Consider the following 17,368-nt stretch of genomic DNA (forward strand, 5'->3'; position numbering starts at 1 on the left):
CCGATGACCTATGATCCCGCCAGCGCCAACCCGCTCGCAGGCAATCCGCTGGAAACCCGCGCCGATATGAGCCGTGCGCTGCTTGCGCTCTTTGATCCGCTGCTTGCCTGTTTCTCGAACGGCAATGCCCGCGTCACCCTCAATGGCGGCGGCGCCCATTTCGACCGGGCAGCGGCCGATCTCGAAGGGTTCGCCCGCCCGCTCTGGGGATTAGCGCCGCTTGGCGCAGGCAAGGGCGACTTCGCCCATTGGCATCGTTTCGCCGAGGGTCTCGCAAATGGCACCGATCCCGCCCATCCGGAATATTGGGGAACGGTCAATGGCCGCGATCAGCGGATGGTTGAGCTTGCCGCTCTCGGTTTTGCCCTGGCGCTGGTGCCCGAAAAAATCTGGGAACCGCTCGATGCGCGCGCCCGCAGCAATGTCGTCGCCTATCTCAAGCATGTCAGGCAGTTCGATTATGCTGACAACAACTGGAAATTCTTCCGGATCTTCGTCGATATCGCGCTCGATCGTCTCGGCGCCGATTTCGACCGCAGCCTGACGCGGCAATATCTTGAGGAGCTCGAAGGCTTTTATATCGGCGACGGCTGGTATCGCGACGGAAACGTGCGCCGTATCGACCACTACATTCCCTTCGCCATGCATTTCTATGGCCTGATCTATTCGAAGCTCGTCGATGACGATTATGCAAAGCGCTACCGCGAGCGCGCGGTCCTCTTCGCCCGGGATTTCCGGCACTGGTTTGCCGCTGACGGGGCGACGATCCCCTTCGGCCGCAGCCTGACCTATCGTTTTGCCTGCGCCGGCTTCTGGTCCGCGCTCGCCTTTGCCGATGTCGAGGCTCTGCCCTGGGGCGAGGTCAAGCATCTCTGCCTGCAGCATCTGCGCTGGTGGAAGGACAAGCCGATTGCCGATCGCGACGGCGTGCTGTCGATCGGCTTCGGCTATCCGAACCTGCTGATGTCGGAGAGTTACAATTCCGCCGGCTCGCCCTACTGGGCCTTCAAGGCCTTCCTGCCGCTGGCGATCGCTGAGGATCACCCATTCTGGACGGCGAAGGAAAAAGTGCCGGAGCAGGCGCCTGACATCGTTCCCCAGCGTCATCCCGGCATGGTGATCATGCGGGCGGGCGGCGATGTCGTGGCGCTGTCTTCCGGCCAGGAAAACCTGCAGATGCGGTGGGGCACGGAAAAATATGCGAAGTTTGCTTATTCCGCTCGATACGGCTTCAGTGTCGAGGCCGATGAGCGTGCCTTTGCGCTTGCCGCCTTCGATTCAGCGCTTGCCTTCAGCGATGACGGCCTTCACTACCGCGTGCGCGAAACGAACGAGGAAGCCAGGCTCGCAGGTGACGTGCTCTATGCGAAGTGGTCGCCTTTCCCAGATGTCGACGTCGAAACCTGGCTCGTGCCGGTCGCACCCTGGCACATCCGCTTCCACCGGATCAGGACAAGCCGGCCGTTGCGGATTGCCGAAGGCGGATTTGCCATCGGCCGCCGGGATTTCGAGCTGGATACGCTATCCGCGTCGAATGGGGTTGCCTATGCGATCGGCGAAGCCGATTTCACCGGCATTCTCGATCTCGGCTCTTCGGTCAAACGTTCGGGGCTTGTCCAGAAGGCAATGCCCAACACCAATGTGATCGTCGCGAAAACCCTCGTGCCGCAGCTGCGCGGGCAGATTTCGGCCGGTGAAACCATCCTGGTGACGGCAGTGCTGGCACTTGACGATCCCGCTGCTGTCTCGTCTGTCTGGACGAACCCGCCGAAAGCGCCTGACATTGCAGCGCTGGAGGCCCTAGTGAAGGAAAAGGGCGTGACAGTCAGCGCCATCGAAGCGCCGGGACAGATGCCATGAGCCAGCCGGCCATCGTCTTTGCCATGCAACCGTCGCGCACGGAGCATGTGCTGCCGGATGAGGTCCTGCGCCGGCTGAGTGGCATCGGTCGCCTGCTGGATCCCAAACCGCTGCAGCGCTTCGACGACGAGCGTGCGAGACGTCTGCTGGCCCAAGCCGAAATCCTGATCACCGGCTGGGGCGGGCCCTATGTCGGGCCCGAAATCCTCGCCGCCGCGCCGCATCTTAAGCTCATCGTCCATGCGGCGGGCACGGTCAAAGGCGTCATAGACGACGCCATCTTCGAAGCCGGTATCCCGGTCAGCCATTCGGCCGAGGCCAATGCCGTGCCGGTGGCCGAATTCACGCTGGCGGCGATCATCTTCGCCGGCAAGCGCGTTTTCCGTTTCCGCGATCTCTACGTCGCCGATCGAAACCGCAACCGCACCCATCCGATGCAGCGCGAAGCGATCGGAAATTACCGCCGCACCGTTGGCATCGTCGGCGCTTCGCGCATCGGCCGGCGCGTCATCGAGCTCTTGAAACCCTTTGATTATAGACTGCTGCTCGCCGATCCGACGCTTGATGCCGCCGAGGCAGCCGGCCTCGGAACGGAAAAGGTCGATCTCGACGAACTGATGCGGCAAGCGGACATCGTTTCCCTGCATGCGCCGTCGCTGCCGTCGACGCGGCATATGATCGATGCGCGAAGGCTGTCGCTGATGAAGGACGGCGCGACGCTCGTCAACACGGCGCGCGGCATTCTCATCGATGAGGCCGCGCTGCTTTCGACGCTCAAGACCGGCCGTATCGACGCGGTCCTCGATGTCACCGATCCGGAGATCCCGGAGGCGGGTTCTGCTTTCTACGATCTGCCGAACGTCTTTCTGACACCGCATATTGCCGGCGCTATCGGATTGGAACGGGCGCGCCTCGGCGAGATGGCCGTGGACGAGATCGAGCGCTTCGTGACCGGTCAGCCGCTGCTCTACCAGATCCATCAGGCAAATCTCGAAAACATCGCCTGAGGCGCGTCAAGGGGCTTAGGCAACAGGTATCAGCGCGACGTCCTCAGCGAATTTGGCGAACCGTCATTGGCAAGTTCGGGCATGAGATCGGCAATGTTGACCAACTTGCCGGTGCGCGAACTCGTCAGCGCGGCAATGCCGCAAAGCACGGACATGGCGCCCGCCCGCGTGCCGGCGCGCTGGGCGAGCCTGTCTTCAATATCGGGTTTGAAAATCATATTGCGCATCCGGTCGTCGCCGCCGTAGTGGCCGCCTGTGAAATGCGGAACGACGATGCGCTCCACCGCCTCTTTGCCGTTCGGGAAATTGCGGATGAGGAGGATGGTGTCCTCCTTCGGCTCTTCCCAGGGCTGGGCCTCATATTGACGAAGCTCGATGCGCCCTTTGGTGCCGTTGAAGGCAAGGTGGTGGCCTTCGATCGGTTGGAAAGTGTTCAGCGAATAAGAGACATGGACGTTGTTGCGGTAACGGAGCGACACCACCATCGTATCAGGAATGTCTATGTCCTCGCGGAAGACGCAGCCGTCTCTGAAGTAGCCGTCGATCTTCGAGGGATCCTCGTAGAGTGAATCGAGGAAGGGATCGGCCTCGAGATCGAGGTAGTAGTCGCATTCATGCGTGTGCGGACAGAGCTTGCAGCGCGGGCCGCGGAACGGGCCCTTGCGACCGTAATTCTGCAGGTCGGCGAAGGAGGTGACGGCGTCGGGATCGCTGTCGAGATACCAATTCAGCAGATCGAAATGATGGGTCGCCTTGTGGACGAACAGACTGCCGGAATTTTCCGTATAGGCATGCCAGCGGCGGAAGTAGTCGGCGCCGTGCTTGGTGTTCAGATACCAGTGGAAGTCGACCGAGGTGACCCGGCCGATTTCGCCGGCATTCAGCAGTTCCTTGATCTTCGCAGCCGTCGGCGCATAGCGATAGTTGAAGGACACATCGACCCGGCGACCCGTGCGCTTTTCGGCATCCAGAATCCGGCGAATCTTTTCGACCGAGGTCGTCATTGGCTTTTCGGTAATGACGTCGATGCCGGACTCCAGCGCCCGCACGACAATGTCGTCATGCGTATGGTCGGGCGTACAGACGATGACCAGATCCGGCTTCTGCTCGTTGAGCATCGAATCGATGTTTTCGTAGAGCGGTGCATTGCTGCCGATCATGTTGCGCGCGCGTTCCCCGCGCAGCGAATTCTTCTCGACGATCGCGGTCAGGTCGACATGCTCGCGCCAGCCGGCAAGCAGATCCTTGCCCCACATGGTGGTGCCGCGGTTTCCCGTACCGATCAGGGCAAAACGGCGTTTTTCCATCGAATGATCCTCCTGCATGCGTGATGAAACAAATACTGAAAATCAGGCCTAAAGCGCGTCGCGATCTTTCAGATTCGCGTGGCCCGCGCTTCAGGTCTTTGGTTTTTCGCACATCATGGTCGCAAAACCGCTGCACACTTTTGTGCGACATGCTTTAGCAGCAGCTCCTGAAGCGCTCGACGCAGGTGGCGATCACTTCCTCGGCCGGGCGTTTCCACCAGTTTTCGGCCGAAAAGATCTCCACCTCCTGCGCGCCGAAGAAACCGGCGGTCTCCACCATCCGTCTTATGCCTTTGAGGTCGATCACACCATCGCCCATCATGCCGCGGTCGAGCAGCATGTCCTTTGTCGGCACCAGCCAGTCGCAGATGTGATGGGCAAAGATGCGTTTCATGCGCCCGGCGCGGGCAATCTGGTTGGCAAGATCGGGGTCCCACCAGACATGATAGACATCGACAGCAACGCCGACATCCTCCCCGAGCTGCTCGCACATGTCGAGCGCCTGGCCGAGTGTATTCACGCAGGCACGGTCGGCGGCATACATTGGATGCAGCGGCTCGATAGCGAGCTTTACACCCGAGGCCTGCGCATGCGGCAGCACGGCGGCGATGCCGTCGAACACCATCTGCCGGGCGGCGACGATGTCCTTCGAACTGCCCGGCAGGCCGCCGACGACGAGCACGAGGCAATCGGCTGAAAATGCCGCCGCCTCGTCGATGGCACGCCTGTTGTCGTCGAGATTTTTCTGCCAGTCGGCATCGTTTGCCGCCGGGAAGAAGCCGCCGCGGCAAAGCCCGGTCAGCTTGATCCCGTTCGATTTGACGATACGCACCGCTTCATCGAGACCGACCTTGGCAACCTGGTCGCGCCAGGGCGCGATCGCGGTGATGCCGTGTTTCAGGCAGATATCGACGGCCTGCGCAAAGCCGCACTGTTCGCGGATCGTCGCCAGATTGATCGAAAGCCCTTCGACCTGCATGTCATTCTCCTCCCATCACCTCAACGCTTCAGTTGACGCCGTGGACGGCGAGCACCTGGCGCATGCGGCTTGCGGCAAGTTCGGGATCTGCCAGAACCCGTGCCTTGTCGGCCAGGCGGAAGAGTTCGGCCAGATGCGTCAGCGAGCGCGTGCTCTGCTGGCCGCCGACCATGACGAAATGGTCCTGCAGGCCGTTGAGATAGGCGAGGAAGACGACGCCGGTCTTGTAGAAGCGGGTCGGCGCCTTGAAGATGTGGCGCGACAGCGGCACGGTCGGCTCCAGCAGATCGAAGAATTCATGGTTGCTCTTGCGGCCGAGCGCTTCGAGGGCTGCCGAGGCTGCCGGCGCGATCGCATCGAAAATGCCGAGCAGCGCGTCGGAATGGCCTTCTTCGTCGCCGGCAATCAGTTCGGCATAGTTGAAATCGTCGCCCGTATACATACGCACGCCTTTCGGCAGCCGGCGGCGCATCGCCACTTCCTTCTCCTTGGAGAGCAGCGAGATCTTGATGCCGTCGACCTTGTCGGCATGGGCTTCGATCACCTCAAGGCAGGTGGACATGGCTTGGATATGATCCCTGTTGCCCCAATAACCTTCGAGCGCCGGATCGAACATTTCCCCGAGCCAATGGATGATGACGGGTTCCTTGACCTGGCGAAGGATGCGGTCATAGACGCTTACATAGTCGTCCGGCCCTTTGGCGGCGGCGGCAAGCGCCCGGCTCGCCATCAGGATGATGCGGCCGCCGGCCGCCTCCACCGTTTCGATCTGCTCCTCATAGGCTCTGAGGATCGTGTCGATAGTGACGTCAGGTCCCGGCGTCAGATGGTCGGTGCCGGCGCCGCAGGCGATCAGCGCGTCCTTGCGGCCGGCCGCCTCACTGAGCGCCCGGCGGATGAGGTCGCGCGCATCCGGCCAGCCGAGGCCCATGCCGCGCTGCGCCGTATCCATCGCTTCGGCAACGCCGAGGCCGAGATCCCAGAGCCGGTGGCGGAAAGCGAGCGTCCGCTCCCAATCGATCGCCGGCGTCAGCCACGGATCGTTGTCGGCGAGCGGATCGGCGACGACATGGGCGGCGGCAAAGGCGATGCGTGGAAAGGCCTTGGCGTCGCGCTTGGCGAGCGCGATCGGCGTGCCGGTCAGCGTGTAGCGGACGATCTTGCCGTCAAGAGGGAGATTGATCGTCGTCACGGCTCAGAACTCCAGTGCGGGAACATCGAGCCAGCGGCGCTCGGCCCATGATTTCAGGCCGAGTTCGGCAAGCTGTACGCCCTTGGCGCCGGCTTCCAGGCCATAGGGCCACGGCGCATCTTCGACGACATGGCGGATGAACATTTCCCACTGGGCCTTGAAGCCGTTGTCGAATGGCTGCGTGTCAGGAACCTCGTCCCAGGTCTTGTAGAAGTTGATCGTTTGCGGCTGGTCCGGGTTCCAGACCGGTTTCGGCGTGTTGACGCGGTGCTGGCTCCAGCATTTCGTCAGGCCGGCGACGGCCGAACCATGTGTGCCGTCGACCTGGAAGGTGACAAGGTCGTCGCGGCGGACGCGAACGGCCCAGGAGGAATTGATCTGCGCGATCGCGCCGCCTTCGAGCTCGAAGGTCGCATAGGCCGCATCGTCCGTGTCGCAATTATAGGGCTTGCCCTGCTCGTCGATGCGCTGGCCGATATGAGTGGCGCCGAGGCAGGAGACAGCCTTGACCTCCCCGAACAGATTGTCGAGCACGTAGCGCCAGTGGCAGAGCATGTCGAGAATGATGCCGCCGCCGTCGCCTTTGCGATAGTTCCAGGACGGGCGTTGAGCCGGCACGCCCCAATCGCCTTCGAAAACCCAGTAGCCGAATTCGCCGCGCACCGAGAGGATCTTGCCGAAGAAGCCGGAATCCCTGAGCAGCGCCAGCTTGCGCAGGCCGGGCAGGAAGAGCTTGTCCTGCACGACGCCGTGCTTGAGGCCGGAGCCGCGCGCCTTGCGCGCAAGATCGAGTGCCACCTGCAGATCGTCGGAGATCGGCTTTTCGCAATAGACATGCTTGCCGGCATCGAGCGCCTTGGACAGCAGCTCGGCCCGCATCAGCGTCGTGCCGGCGTCGAAGAAGATCGTGTCGTCGGGATTGGCAAGAGCCGCATCGAGATCGGTCGACCAGCGCTTGATGCCGTGCTTCTTTGCCAACTCGTCCATTTTGGCGCCGTTGCGGCCGACGATGATCGGGTCGATCTCGAGTTTCTCGCCCGATTTGAGCGTGATGCCGCCCTGGTCGCGGAAAGCGAGAATCGAACGCACCAGGTGCTGATTGTACCCCATGCGGCCGGTGACGCCGTGCAAGATGATCCCCAAACGTGCCATTTTTTCCTCCCAGCAATCTTTTGCGGCGGGAGCGGGCATCCTGGCCCGGCCCTCCCAAGCCGGTAACTAAACAGTTACTTGATGGCAGAAGATCGGAGCGGCTGTCAAGAGTCAAATCCGATTTTCGAGACCAGGAAAGGCTCTAGCGCTTGATCGAGGCGAGCGTGACGTGGACGATATGCCTCTCCCAGGCATTGAGATGGGTCGGCTCGATCAGGTCGCGGCCGAAGATCGTCGACAGCGTGTACTGGTTGGAAAGGTAGAAATAACCGAGCGAGGCGATCGTCAGGTAGACATGCAGGGGATCGGCGGTCTGGATGAAGACGCCCTGCTTCTTTCCCTGCTCGAGCACTTGAGAAAGCTCGCCGATCAAATGTGAATGCAGTTCTTTGAGCCGGACGGACTGACGCAGCCAGCGGGCGCGATGCAGATTTTCCGTGCCGAGCAGGCTGAGAAATTCCGGATGCTGGAGAAAATAACGCCAGGTGAAGAGTGCCAGTTCGCCGATGCCTTCCTCCGGGCTGCGGTCGCCGATATGAAGCGCTCGCTCGGCGGTGCGGATGCCGACATAGGCTTCTTCGAGCACCTTGAGGTAGAGCTGCTCCTTGTCGCCGAAATAATGATAGAGCATCCGCTTGTTGGTGCCGGCGCGCTCGGCGATCGCATCGACGCGAGCCCCACCCATGCCGTTTTCAGCGAATTCCCGGGTTGCCGCTTCGAGGATCGCAGCGCGTGTCCGCTCCGGATCGCGGTGGGCCGTCCGTTCCGCGACCGGGCGTCGAGACCGTTTCTTTGCCCCATTCTCCCCGCTGTCGTTCATCTCTCCACCTCCGTCTTCACATGTTGCGCTCATAAGCCTTCGGTGCGAAATTGTAAAAACCGAATTTGAAGGGCCCGCGAGCGACACCGCTTGACACGCTCGCCGCTTTGCCCGTAGCTTGTAACCAATTAGTTATTTATGCAAGGGTAACTAGGTTTCGGAAGCGTGTGGAGGCGCTTCCCTTTGGAGGAGGAAAAAATGAGCCTACGTGTAAGCAGACGTAATTTCGTTGCGGGAGGAGCGACGCTTCTTTCGCTCTCGGCGCTGGGAACCAGCGCTTTGGCACAGGAAACGCGCCTGCGTCTCCTGTGGTGGGGCTCGCAGCCACGCGCGGATCGCACCAACAAGGTATCGCAGCTCTATCAGACGAAGAAGCCGGGCACGTCGATCACCGGCGAATTCCTCGGCTGGGGCGACTACTGGCCGCGCCTTGCGACCCAGGTCGCCGGCCGCAACGCGCCCGATGTCATCCAGATGGACTATCGCTATATCGTCCAGTATGCGCGGCGCGGCGCGCTCGCCCCGCTCGAATCCTATATGCCGGCCAAGCTCAACCTCGACGATTTCGACAAGGCGCAGATCGAAGGCGGCAGTGTCGACGGCCACCTCTACGGCGTCAGCCTCGGGGCGAATTCGGCGGCCACGGTCCTGAACACCACTGCCTTCAAGGAGGCCGGCGTCGATCTGCCGACCCAGGCAACCACCTGGGAAGAATTCGGCCGCATCGGTGCGGAGATCACCAAGGCGGGCAAACGCAAGGGCATGTTCGGCATGGCCGACGGCAGCGGCGGTGAACCGCTGTTTGAAAATTGGCTGCGTCAGCGCGGCAAGGCGCTTTATACTGCCGACGGCAAGATCGCCTTCGGCGTGGACGATGCCTCGGAATGGTACGACATGTGGGCCAAGTTCCGGGCTGCCGGCGCCTGCGTTCCTGCCGATGTCCAGGCCCTCGATAAGAACGATATCGAAACCAACACGGTATCGCTCGGCAAGTCGGCCGCTGGTTTCGCCCATTCCAACCAGTTCGTCGCCTATCAGGCAATGAACAAGGACAAGCTGGCGCTGACCAACTACATGCGGGTCAAGGCGGATTCGAAGGGCGGCCACTACCGCAAGCCGTCGATGTTCTTCTCGGTCTCCGCCCAGTCGAAAGCTGTGGACCTGGCCGTGGACTACGTCAATTTCTTCGTCAAGGACCCCGAGGCAGCGCTGCTTCTGGATGTCGAACGCGGCATTCCCGAATCGAGCGCCATGCGTGAGGTCGTCGCGGCGAAGCTCGACGAGAACGGCAAGATTGCGCTGGCCTATGTCAGCGGCCTTGGCGAACTCGCCGGCAAATTGCCGCCGCCACCGCCCGCCGGCGCCGGTGAAGGCGAGCTGACCCTACGCAACATCGCCGAACAAGTGGCCTTTGGACAGGTATCTCCTTCCGATGGCGGCAAACAGCTTGTCGATGAAATCACGCAGATTCTCGCACGAGGCTGATCCCGTATGAGCAATGCGATGCGCACGCCCGCAGGGGCCATAAATGTGGAAAGATATCAGGGGGCCGTGGCCGAAGGACGCTTCAGGCGTCTCTGGAATGCCAATGCTCCCGGCTATCTCTTCCTTCTTCCGTGGCTCATCGGCTTTTTCGGGCTGACGCTCGGGCCGGCCCTGATTTCGCTCTACCTCTCCTTCACCGACTTCGACATGCTGCAGTCGCCGAGGTGGGTGGGAATGGCGAATTATGTGCGCATCGCCACGGCCGATCCGAAATTCTCGGCCGCCATGCACGTCACCCTGACTTATGTCGTCTTCTCGGTGCCGTTCAAACTGACCTTCGCCTTGCTGGTCGCCATGGCCCTGAATCGCGGCCTGCGTGGGCTGTCGATCTACCGCGCCATCTTCTATCTCCCCTCATTGCTGGGCGGCAGCGTGGCGATCGCCGTGCTCTGGCGTCAGCTTTTCGCCAGCGATGGCCTCGTCAATGCCGCACTCTCACATTTCGGCATCGAAGGCCCGAGCTGGATCTCGCATCCGAACTATTCGATCTACACGCTGGTGGCTCTGTCCGTCTGGCAGTTCGGCTCGCCGATGATTATTTTCCTGGCCGGCCTGCGCCAGATCCCGCAGGATATGTATGAGGCCGCCAGCCTCGACGGCGCCTCGAAGTTCCGGCAATTCTACAAGATCACGCTGCCACTTCTGACCCCGGTGATCTTCTTCAACGCCGTCGTCCAGACGATTGAAGCCTTCAAGGCATTCACACCAGCCTTCATCATCTCCGGCGGCACGGGCGGTCCGATCAATTCGACGCTCTTCTACACGCTCTACCTCTATCAGGAAGCCTTCGGCAATTTCCGCATGGGCTACGCCTCGGCACTCGCCTGGATCCTGGTGGTGATCATCGCGATCTTCACCGCCTTCTCCTTCCTGACCTCACGTTATTGGGTGCACTACGATGACTGAGATGACCGCTTCCGTCACTGCGGCCAGGCCGCCATCCGACATCACCAAACGCAGCCTGCCGGCGTCGCTCATCATCCACGCCCTGCTGATCGCCGCTTCACTTCTCATGCTCTATCCGCTGTTGTGGATGGTTTCGGCATCGGTAAGGCCGGAAAACGAGATCTTCTCGTCGACCTCGCTCATCCCGTCGTCGATCGATCTCTCCTCCTATGCGCGCGGTTGGGTCGGTCTCGATGTCAGCTTCGGCCGGTTCTTCTGGAATTCGCTCGTCATTTCGCTGCTGGTGGTGACGGGTAATGTCATCGCCTGTTCGCTGACCGCCTTCGCCTTCGCGCGGCTGCGTTTTGCCGGCCGAAACTTCTGGTTCGCGATCATGCTCGGCACGTTGATGATCCCCTACCATGTGACGCTGATCCCGCAATATGTACTCTTCCTCAACCTCGGCTGGGTGAACACCATCCTGCCGCTTGTTGTGCCGAAGTTCCTGGCAAGCGATGCCTTCTTCATCTTCCTCATGGTGCAGTTCTTCCGCGGCATCCCGCGCGAACTCGATGAGGCGGCGATGATGGATGGCTGCAGCGCTTGGCGCATCTATTGGAAGATCATGCTGCCGCTATCGCTGCCGGTTTTGGCAACGGCCGCCATCTTCTCCTTCATCTGGACCTGGGACGATTTCTTCGGTCCGCTGATCTACCTGAACGATATGAACACCTACACGATCCAGCTCGGCCTGCGCACTTTCGTGGATTCTACCAGTGCATCGGATTGGGGCGGTTTGTTCGCCATGTCGACACTGACGCTCGTGCCGGTCTTCTTCTTCTTCCTGTTCTTCCAGCGCCTGCTGATCGAGGGCATCGCCACAACGGGCATGAAGCGTTGATGGCGATAACGGGAAAGAGCGACATGAGCATCAGGACGGTCGCGATCGTTGGTTGCGGTATCGGCCGCTCCCACATCGTCGAAGGTTATCTGCCGCATTCCGATAAGTTCAAGGTCGTGGCGATCTGCGACCTCAACGAGCAGCGCATGGCGGCGGTCGGCGACGAGTTCGGCATCGAACGGCGCACGACTTCCTTTGCGGAGCTGTTGGCCGACGACACGATCGACATCATCGATATCTGCACCCCTCCCGGCATCCATCTGGAACAGGTGGTCGCAGCCCTGGCTGCCGGTAAACATGTCGTCTGCGAAAAGCCGCTGACGGGCTCGCTTGCTGCCGTCGATATCATCATGGAAGCGGAAAAGACCGCCAAGGGCGTGCTGATGCCGATCTTCCAATATCGCTACGGCGATGGCATCCAGAAGGCCAAGCGGATCATTGACGCCGGTATTGCCGGCAAACCCTATACCGCTTCGGTCGAAACCTTCTGGCTGCGCAAACCGGAATATTACGCCGTACCCTGGCGCGGCAAATGGGCGACGGAACTCGGCGGCGTGCTCGTCACCCATGCCCTGCACCTGCACGACATGCTGATGCATCTGATGGGACCGGCTGCAAGGGTCTTCGGCCGCGTCGCCACCCGTGTCAATGATATCGAGGTTGAGGATTGTGCCTCCGCCAGCCTGCTGATGGAAAACGGCGCCTTTGTCTCGCTTTCCTGCACCCTTGGTTCGCAGGAGCAGATTAGCCGGCTCAGGCTGCATTTCGAGAATGTCACTTTCGAAAGCAGCCACGAGCCCTATACGCCAGGTAAGGATCCCTGGAAGATCATTGCCGCGAATGACGACGTCCGGAAACAGATCGACCGGGTGGTCGGCGACTGGCAACCGGTCGCGCCGCGTTTCACCACGCAGATGGGCCAGTTTCATGCCTTTTTGAGCGGCCATGCGCCGCTGCCGGTAACGAGCCGGGACGCCCGCCGCGCGCTGGAACTCGTCACCGCCATCTACCAGTCTTCCGACAGCGGCGCTGACGTGCCGCTGCCGGTCGGCCCCGACAGTCCGAAATACGCCGATTGGCGCGCAAGAACGAAGTAACCGACAAAATAAAACGAGAGGGTTTTGAGAAGATGGCAACCAGTGTCGTTCTTCAGAAGGTCGAGAAGCGCTACGGCGCGATGGATGTGATCCATGGCATCGACCTGACGATCGATCCCGGCGAATTCGTCGTTTTCGTCGGCCCCTCCGGCTGCGGAAAATCGACCCTTCTGCGCATGATCGCCGGTCTCGAGGAGATATCGGGCGGCGCGCTTTTGCTCGACAGCGAGCGCATGAACGAGGTGGCGCCCGCCAAGCGCGGCATCGCCATGGTCTTCCAGTCCTATGCTCTCTATCCCCATATGTCGGTTTACAAGAACCTCGCCTTCGGCCTGGAGACGGCGGGTTACAAGAAGGCCGAGATCCAGCCGAAGGTGAAGCGCGCCGCCGAGATCCTGCAGATCGAGAAGCTGTTGGAGCGCAAGCCGAAGGCGCTCTCCGGCGGCCAGCGCCAGCGTGTCGCGATCGGCCGCGCCATCGTGCGCGAGCCGCGGATATTCCTGTTCGACGAGCCGCTGTCGAACCTCGATGCCGAACTGCGCGTGCAGATGCGCGTCGAGATCTCCCGCCTGCACCGCAGCCTCGGCAATACGATGATCTATGTCACCCATGACCAGGTCGAAGCCATGACGATGGCGGACAAGATCGTGGTGTTGAATTCCGGCCGTATCGAGCAGGTCGGCGCGCCGCTCGATCTCTATAACAATCCGGCCAACCGCTTCGTCGCCGGTTTCATCGGCAGCCCGAAGATGAATTTCCTGAAGGCCCGCATCGAGCAGGTCGGCGAGGCCGAAACCAGCATCCATGTCTGCGGCAATTCCGTCCGCCTGCCGCGCCGCCTGAACGGCGGGGCGGGAGAGGACGTCACCTTCGGCATCCGTCCCGAGCATCTTTCGCTGGCCGAAGGTGCAATCGCGCTATCGACCGTCAACGTCGATCTCGTTGAAAATCTCGGCGGCGCCACCATGCTCTACACCACCACGCCGGATAACCAGCTCCTGACCGTCGCGCTTGACGGCCAGCAGAAGGTGGAGCGCGGCGCCAATGTGAAGGCTTCCTTCGATCCGGCCCGCTGCCACGTCTTCGATGCCGCCGGCAAGACGATCTAAGCGCACCGCCGCTTGACATCAGATCCTCCTCTGCCCCATCATTTCGACAGGGGTCGCTAGAACAGGATGATTTTAGGCCGGGTCGGCCTAAAATCTGAATCCTGTTCTAAGTTAAATAGTTAGAGCATGATGTCGTCCGAAAACCGCTCACACTTTTCGGCATCATGCTCTGGGGGATAAGCATGACGCCTGAAGATAGGATTCATGCGCTTGGTATCTGGCAGGGCCCGATCGAAATCTCGCCGATAGCAGGCGGCATCACCAACAGGAATTATCTGGTCAGCGACGCCGTCGCGCGCTGCGTGGTCAGGCTCGGCACCGATATTCCGATCCACCACATCAGCCGGCAGAACGAGCTTGCCGCAAGCCGTGCCGCCCATGCAGCCGGTATTTCGCCGGCGGTCATCCACCATTCGCCGGGCGTCCTGGTGCTCGAATATATCGAGGCGAGAGCGCTTTCGCCGGAGGATATCAGGAGGCCGCAAATGCTGGCCCAGGTCGTGCCGCTGGTCCGCGCTTGCCATCGCGACATCGCCCGGCATTTCCGCGGCCAGGCGATGATCTTCTGGGTCTTCCACGTCATCCGCGACTACGCCGCCAATCTGAAGGCGTCGAAGAGCGCCTATCTTCCGTTGCTGCCGGGGCTCGTCGGCAGGGCTGATATGTTGGAAGAAGCGGCAGGACCTTTCGAGATCGCCTTCGGCCACAACGATCTGCTGGCCGCCAACTTTCTCGATGACGGCAAGCGGCTCTGGCTGATCGACTGGGACTATGCCGGTTTCAACACGCCGCTTTTCGATCTTGGCGGATTGGCCTCCAACAACGAACTCCCGGAGGCGGCCGAGCGCGCGATGCTGGAGACCTATTTCGACCAGCCGCTGACCGATAATCTCAGCAGGCGCTATGCCGCGATGAAATGCGCCTCGCTGTTGCGCGAGGCGCTCTGGAGCATGATTTCGGAAATTCATTCCACCATTGATTTCGATTACGCCGGCTACACGGCCGAAAATCTCGCGCGCTTCGAGCGCGCCTATCAAGCCTTTGAACAGGAACAATAAATGACGAAGGAATTACCGAAGACGGCGAAAGCCGTGGTTATCGGCGGCGGCATCATCGGCTGCTCGACGGCCTATCATCTCGGCAAGCTTGGCTGGACCGATACCGTGTTGCTGGAGCGCAAGAAGCTTACCTCGGGCACCACCTTCCACGCCGCCGGCCTCGTCGGCCAGCTGCGCACCAGCGCCAACATCACCCAGCTTCTTGGCTATTCGGTCGATCTCTACAAGCGGCTGGAAGAGGAAACGGGTCTCGGCACCGGCTGGAAGATGAATGGCGGCCTGCGCCTTGCCTGCAACGAGGAACGCTGGACCGAGGTCAGGCGCCAGGCGACCACCGCCCAGTCCTTCGGCCTCGAAATGCAGTTGCTGACCCCGCAGGAAGCCTTCGATTTCTGGCCGCTAATGACAACAGACGATCTCGTCGGCGCCGCCTTCCTCCCAACCGACGGCCAGGCCAATCCCTCCGACATCACCCAGGCGCTGGCAAAGGGCGCCCGCATGTCAGGCGTTTCGATCTTCGAGGATATGGAAGTCCTCGACCTTGAAATCGACAAGGGAAAGATCCGCGCCGTCGTCACGGCGCAAGGGCGCATCGAATGCGAGCGCGTCGTCGTCTGCGCCGGCCAATGGACGCGCGCCTTCGCCGCCCGCTTCGGCGTCAACGTACCGCTGGTCTCCGTCGAGCATCAATACATCATCACCGAATCCTTCGGCGTGCCCTCCAACCTGCCGACGCTGCGCGATCCCGATCGCCTGACCTACTATAAGGAGGAGGTCGGGGGCATCGTCATGGGCGGCTACGAGCCGAACCCCATTCCCTGGGCAAAGAGCGGCATCCCCGAGGGTTTCCACTACACGCTGCTCGACAGCAATTTCGACCATTTCGAACAGATCATGGAACAGGCACTCGGCCGCGTCCCGGCGCTGGAAAATGTCGGCGTCAAGCAGCTGCTGAACGGCCCGGAAAGCTTCACGCCGGATGGTAACTTCATTCTCGGCGAGGCCCCGGAGCTGAAGAATTTCTTCGTCGGCGCTGGTTTCAACGCCTTCGGCATCGCCTCGGCTGGCGGCGCCGGCATGGCGCTTGCCGAATGGGTGACAAAGGGCGAACCGCCTTATGATCTCTGGCCGGTCGATATCCGCCGTTTCGGCCGGCCGCATTTCGATGCCGACTGGGTGCGGACACGCACGCTCGAAGCCTATGGCAAACATTACACCATGGCCTGGCCGTTCGAGGAACATTCGAGCGGCCGCCCCTGCCGCAAATCGCCGCTCTATGACCGGCTGAAGGCGCAGGGCGCCTGTTTCGGCGAAAAGCTTGGCTGGGAAAGGCCGAACTGGTTTGCCGATCTCTTCGCCAACGAGGAGCCGAAGGATATCTACAGCTACACCAGGCAGAACTGGTTCGACGCCGTCGGCCGCGAGCATAAGGCCGTGCGCGAAGCGGCCGTCATCTTCGACCAGACCTCCTTTGCCAAATTCGTGCTGAAGGGCAGGGATGCCGAGGCAGCGCTGTCCTGGATCGCCGCCAACGATGTCGCAAGGCCTGTGGGATCGCTTGTCTACACGCAGATGCTGAACGACAAGGGCGGCATCGAATGCGACGTGACGGTCGCCCGCATCGCCGAGAACGAATATTACATCGTCACCGGTACCGGCTTCGCCACCCATGACTTCGACTGGATCGCACGCAATATCCCGGCGGCGATGCATGCCGAGCTGGTCGACGTCACCTCAGCCTATTCCGTGCTGTCGCTGATGGGACCGAATTCGCGCGCCGTGCTGGAAAAGGTAACGGGCAGCGATGTCTCGAATGCTGCCTTCCCCTTCGGCAAGGTCAGGACCATCGGCATATCGGGCTGCCCGGTGCGGGCGCTGCGCATCACCTATGTCGGCGAGCTCGGCTACGAACTGCATGTTCCCATCGAGTATGCGACCACGGTCTATGACGTGCTGATGGCATCAGGCGGCGAGCTCGGCCTCGTCAATGCCGGCTACCGCGCCATTGAGAGCTGCCGCCTGGAAAAGGGTTATCGCGCCTGGGGATCAGACATCGGTCCCGACCATACGCCTGTTGAAGCCGGTCTCGGCTGGGCGGTGAAGATGCGAAAGAATATTCCGTTCCGCGGCCGTGAGGCGATCGAACGGCAGCTTGCGGGCGGGGTGAAGAAGCGCCTCGCCTGCTTCATTCCGGAGGATGCCGATGCTGTGCTGCTCGGCCGTGAAACGATCTATCGCGACGGCAAGCGCGTCGGCTGGCTGTCGAGCGGCGGCTTCGGCTATACGCTGGGCAAGCCGATCGGCTACGGCTACGTCCGCAGCCCCGACGGCGTGACCGAGGATTTCGTCCTCTCCGGCACCTATGAGCTTGATGTCGCGCGGGAACGCATCCCCTGCAAGGTCTCGCTGTCGCCACTCTACGATCCGGATATGGCGCGCATCAAGGCGTAGCGCGA

14 protein-coding genes are annotated in these 17,368 nt (G+C 61.3%); 9 read left to right on the forward strand and 5 right to left on the reverse strand.

Annotated elements, in window-relative coordinates; all coding sequences use genetic code 11:
- Nucleotides 1–3: 3 nt before the first annotated feature.
- Both AC1D2N_RS09695 and AC1D2N_RS09700 read left to right on the forward strand, forming a co-directional pair.
- Entirely contained in the window at nt 4–1,860 is a 1,857-nt protein-coding gene (locus AC1D2N_RS09695; protein ID WP_130653359.1) for a DUF2264 domain-containing protein, read from the forward strand.
- A complete protein-coding gene (locus tag AC1D2N_RS09700; RefSeq protein ID WP_018244222.1) occupies nt 1,857–2,867 on the forward strand; it encodes a hydroxyacid dehydrogenase in 1,011 nt (336 codons plus the stop codon). Before AC1D2N_RS09695 ends, AC1D2N_RS09700 begins: the two co-directional genes overlap by 4 nt.
- Before the next feature lie 29 nt (nt 2,868–2,896).
- Here the strand turns inward: AC1D2N_RS09700 and AC1D2N_RS09705 are convergent, their stop codons facing one another.
- The 5 genes from AC1D2N_RS09705 to AC1D2N_RS09725 all read right to left on the reverse strand — a co-directional run bounded on the left by AC1D2N_RS09705 (nt 2,897) and on the right by AC1D2N_RS09725 (nt 8,317).
- Nucleotides 2,897–4,174 carry a Gfo/Idh/MocA family protein gene (locus tag AC1D2N_RS09705; RefSeq protein ID WP_130653360.1) on the reverse strand — a complete coding sequence of 426 codons (1,278 nt, stop codon included), beginning with the start codon at nt 4,172–4,174 and terminating at the stop codon, nt 2,897–2,899.
- Nucleotides 4,175–4,328: 154 nt separating this feature from the next.
- Complete coding sequence (locus AC1D2N_RS09710) at nt 4,329–5,153, reverse strand: sugar phosphate isomerase/epimerase family protein (RefSeq protein ID WP_047617656.1); 825 nt, start codon at nt 5,151–5,153, stop codon at nt 4,329–4,331.
- A 28-nt stretch (nt 5,154–5,181) separates the two neighbouring features.
- Complete coding sequence (locus AC1D2N_RS09715) at nt 5,182–6,345, reverse strand: dihydrodipicolinate synthase family protein (protein WP_130653361.1); 1,164 nt, start codon at nt 6,343–6,345, stop codon at nt 5,182–5,184.
- A gap of 3 nt (nt 6,346–6,348) precedes the next feature.
- Nucleotides 6,349–7,497 (reverse strand): Gfo/Idh/MocA family protein, encoded by a 1,149-nt coding sequence (locus tag AC1D2N_RS09720; RefSeq protein ID WP_130653362.1) that lies wholly within the window; start codon nt 7,495–7,497, stop codon nt 6,349–6,351.
- Between the two features lie 142 nt (nt 7,498–7,639).
- On the reverse strand, nt 7,640–8,317 hold the full coding sequence (locus AC1D2N_RS09725; RefSeq protein ID WP_130653363.1) for a TetR/AcrR family transcriptional regulator: 678 nt from the start codon (nt 8,315–8,317) through the stop codon (nt 7,640–7,642).
- Between the two features lie 198 nt (nt 8,318–8,515).
- Here AC1D2N_RS09725 and AC1D2N_RS09730 point away from each other — a divergent pair, with 198 nt between their 5' ends.
- From AC1D2N_RS09730 to AC1D2N_RS09760, 7 genes are all read left to right on the forward strand, one after another.
- The gene (locus AC1D2N_RS09730) at nt 8,516–9,802 is read left to right on the forward strand and encodes an ABC transporter substrate-binding protein (RefSeq protein WP_026230929.1); all 1,287 of its coding nucleotides are present in this window, start codon (nt 8,516–8,518) and stop codon (nt 9,800–9,802) included.
- Between the two features lie 6 nt (nt 9,803–9,808).
- A complete protein-coding gene (locus AC1D2N_RS09735; RefSeq protein WP_018244229.1) occupies nt 9,809–10,768 on the forward strand; it encodes a carbohydrate ABC transporter permease in 960 nt (319 codons plus the stop codon).
- Nucleotides 10,761–11,648 (forward strand): carbohydrate ABC transporter permease, encoded by an 888-nt coding sequence (locus tag AC1D2N_RS09740; RefSeq protein ID WP_027682265.1) that lies wholly within the window; start codon nt 10,761–10,763, stop codon nt 11,646–11,648. The genes AC1D2N_RS09735 and AC1D2N_RS09740 overlap by 8 nt, the downstream gene beginning before the upstream one ends.
- Nucleotides 11,648–12,745 (forward strand): Gfo/Idh/MocA family protein, encoded by a 1,098-nt coding sequence (locus AC1D2N_RS09745; RefSeq protein ID WP_197728277.1) that lies wholly within the window; start codon nt 11,648–11,650, stop codon nt 12,743–12,745. Before AC1D2N_RS09740 ends, AC1D2N_RS09745 begins: the two co-directional genes overlap by 1 nt.
- Before the next feature lie 32 nt (nt 12,746–12,777).
- On the forward strand, nt 12,778–13,854 hold the full coding sequence (locus tag AC1D2N_RS09750) for an ABC transporter ATP-binding protein (RefSeq protein WP_018244232.1): 1,077 nt from the start codon (nt 12,778–12,780) through the stop codon (nt 13,852–13,854).
- Nucleotides 13,855–14,036: 182 nt separating this feature from the next.
- A complete protein-coding gene (locus tag AC1D2N_RS09755) occupies nt 14,037–14,912 on the forward strand; it encodes a phosphotransferase (RefSeq protein ID WP_130653365.1) in 876 nt (291 codons plus the stop codon).
- Nucleotides 14,913–17,363, forward strand: coding sequence for a GcvT family protein (locus tag AC1D2N_RS09760; RefSeq protein ID WP_130653366.1), 2,451 nt, complete (start codon nt 14,913–14,915; stop codon nt 17,361–17,363).
- Nucleotides 17,364–17,368 lie beyond the last annotated feature (5 nt).

It is taken from the genome of Rhizobium sp. P1_B8, assembly GCF_056406515.1.

Bases quoted from the DNA above. Each gene is read 5' to 3' on its own strand.
- AC1D2N_RS09710 (WP_047617656.1), bottom strand. From the start codon at position 5,153: ATGCAGGTCGAAGGGCTTTCGATCAATCTGGCGACGATCCGCGAACAG.
- AC1D2N_RS09700 (WP_018244222.1), top strand. From the start codon at position 1,857: ATGAGCCAGCCGGCCATCGTCTTTGCCATGCAACCGTCGCGCACGGAG.
- AC1D2N_RS09720 (WP_130653362.1), bottom strand. From the start codon at position 7,497: ATGGCACGTTTGGGGATCATCTTGCACGGCGTCACCGGCCGCATGGGG.
- AC1D2N_RS09750 (WP_018244232.1), top strand. From the start codon at position 12,778: ATGGCAACCAGTGTCGTTCTTCAGAAGGTCGAGAAGCGCTACGGCGCG.
- AC1D2N_RS09730 (WP_026230929.1), top strand. From the start codon at position 8,516: ATGAGCCTACGTGTAAGCAGACGTAATTTCGTTGCGGGAGGAGCGACG.
- AC1D2N_RS09760 (WP_130653366.1), top strand. From the start codon at position 14,913: ATGACGAAGGAATTACCGAAGACGGCGAAAGCCGTGGTTATCGGCGGC.
- AC1D2N_RS09745 (WP_197728277.1), top strand. From the start codon at position 11,648: ATGGCGATAACGGGAAAGAGCGACATGAGCATCAGGACGGTCGCGATC.
- AC1D2N_RS09735 (WP_018244229.1), top strand. From the start codon at position 9,809: ATGAGCAATGCGATGCGCACGCCCGCAGGGGCCATAAATGTGGAAAGA.
- AC1D2N_RS09755 (WP_130653365.1), top strand. From the start codon at position 14,037: ATGACGCCTGAAGATAGGATTCATGCGCTTGGTATCTGGCAGGGCCCG.
- AC1D2N_RS09740 (WP_027682265.1), top strand. From the start codon at position 10,761: ATGACTGAGATGACCGCTTCCGTCACTGCGGCCAGGCCGCCATCCGAC.
- AC1D2N_RS09705 (WP_130653360.1), bottom strand. From the start codon at position 4,174: ATGGAAAAACGCCGTTTTGCCCTGATCGGTACGGGAAACCGCGGCACC.
- AC1D2N_RS09725 (WP_130653363.1), bottom strand. From the start codon at position 8,317: ATGAACGACAGCGGGGAGAATGGGGCAAAGAAACGGTCTCGACGCCCG.
- AC1D2N_RS09695 (WP_130653359.1), top strand. From the start codon at position 4: ATGACCTATGATCCCGCCAGCGCCAACCCGCTCGCAGGCAATCCGCTG.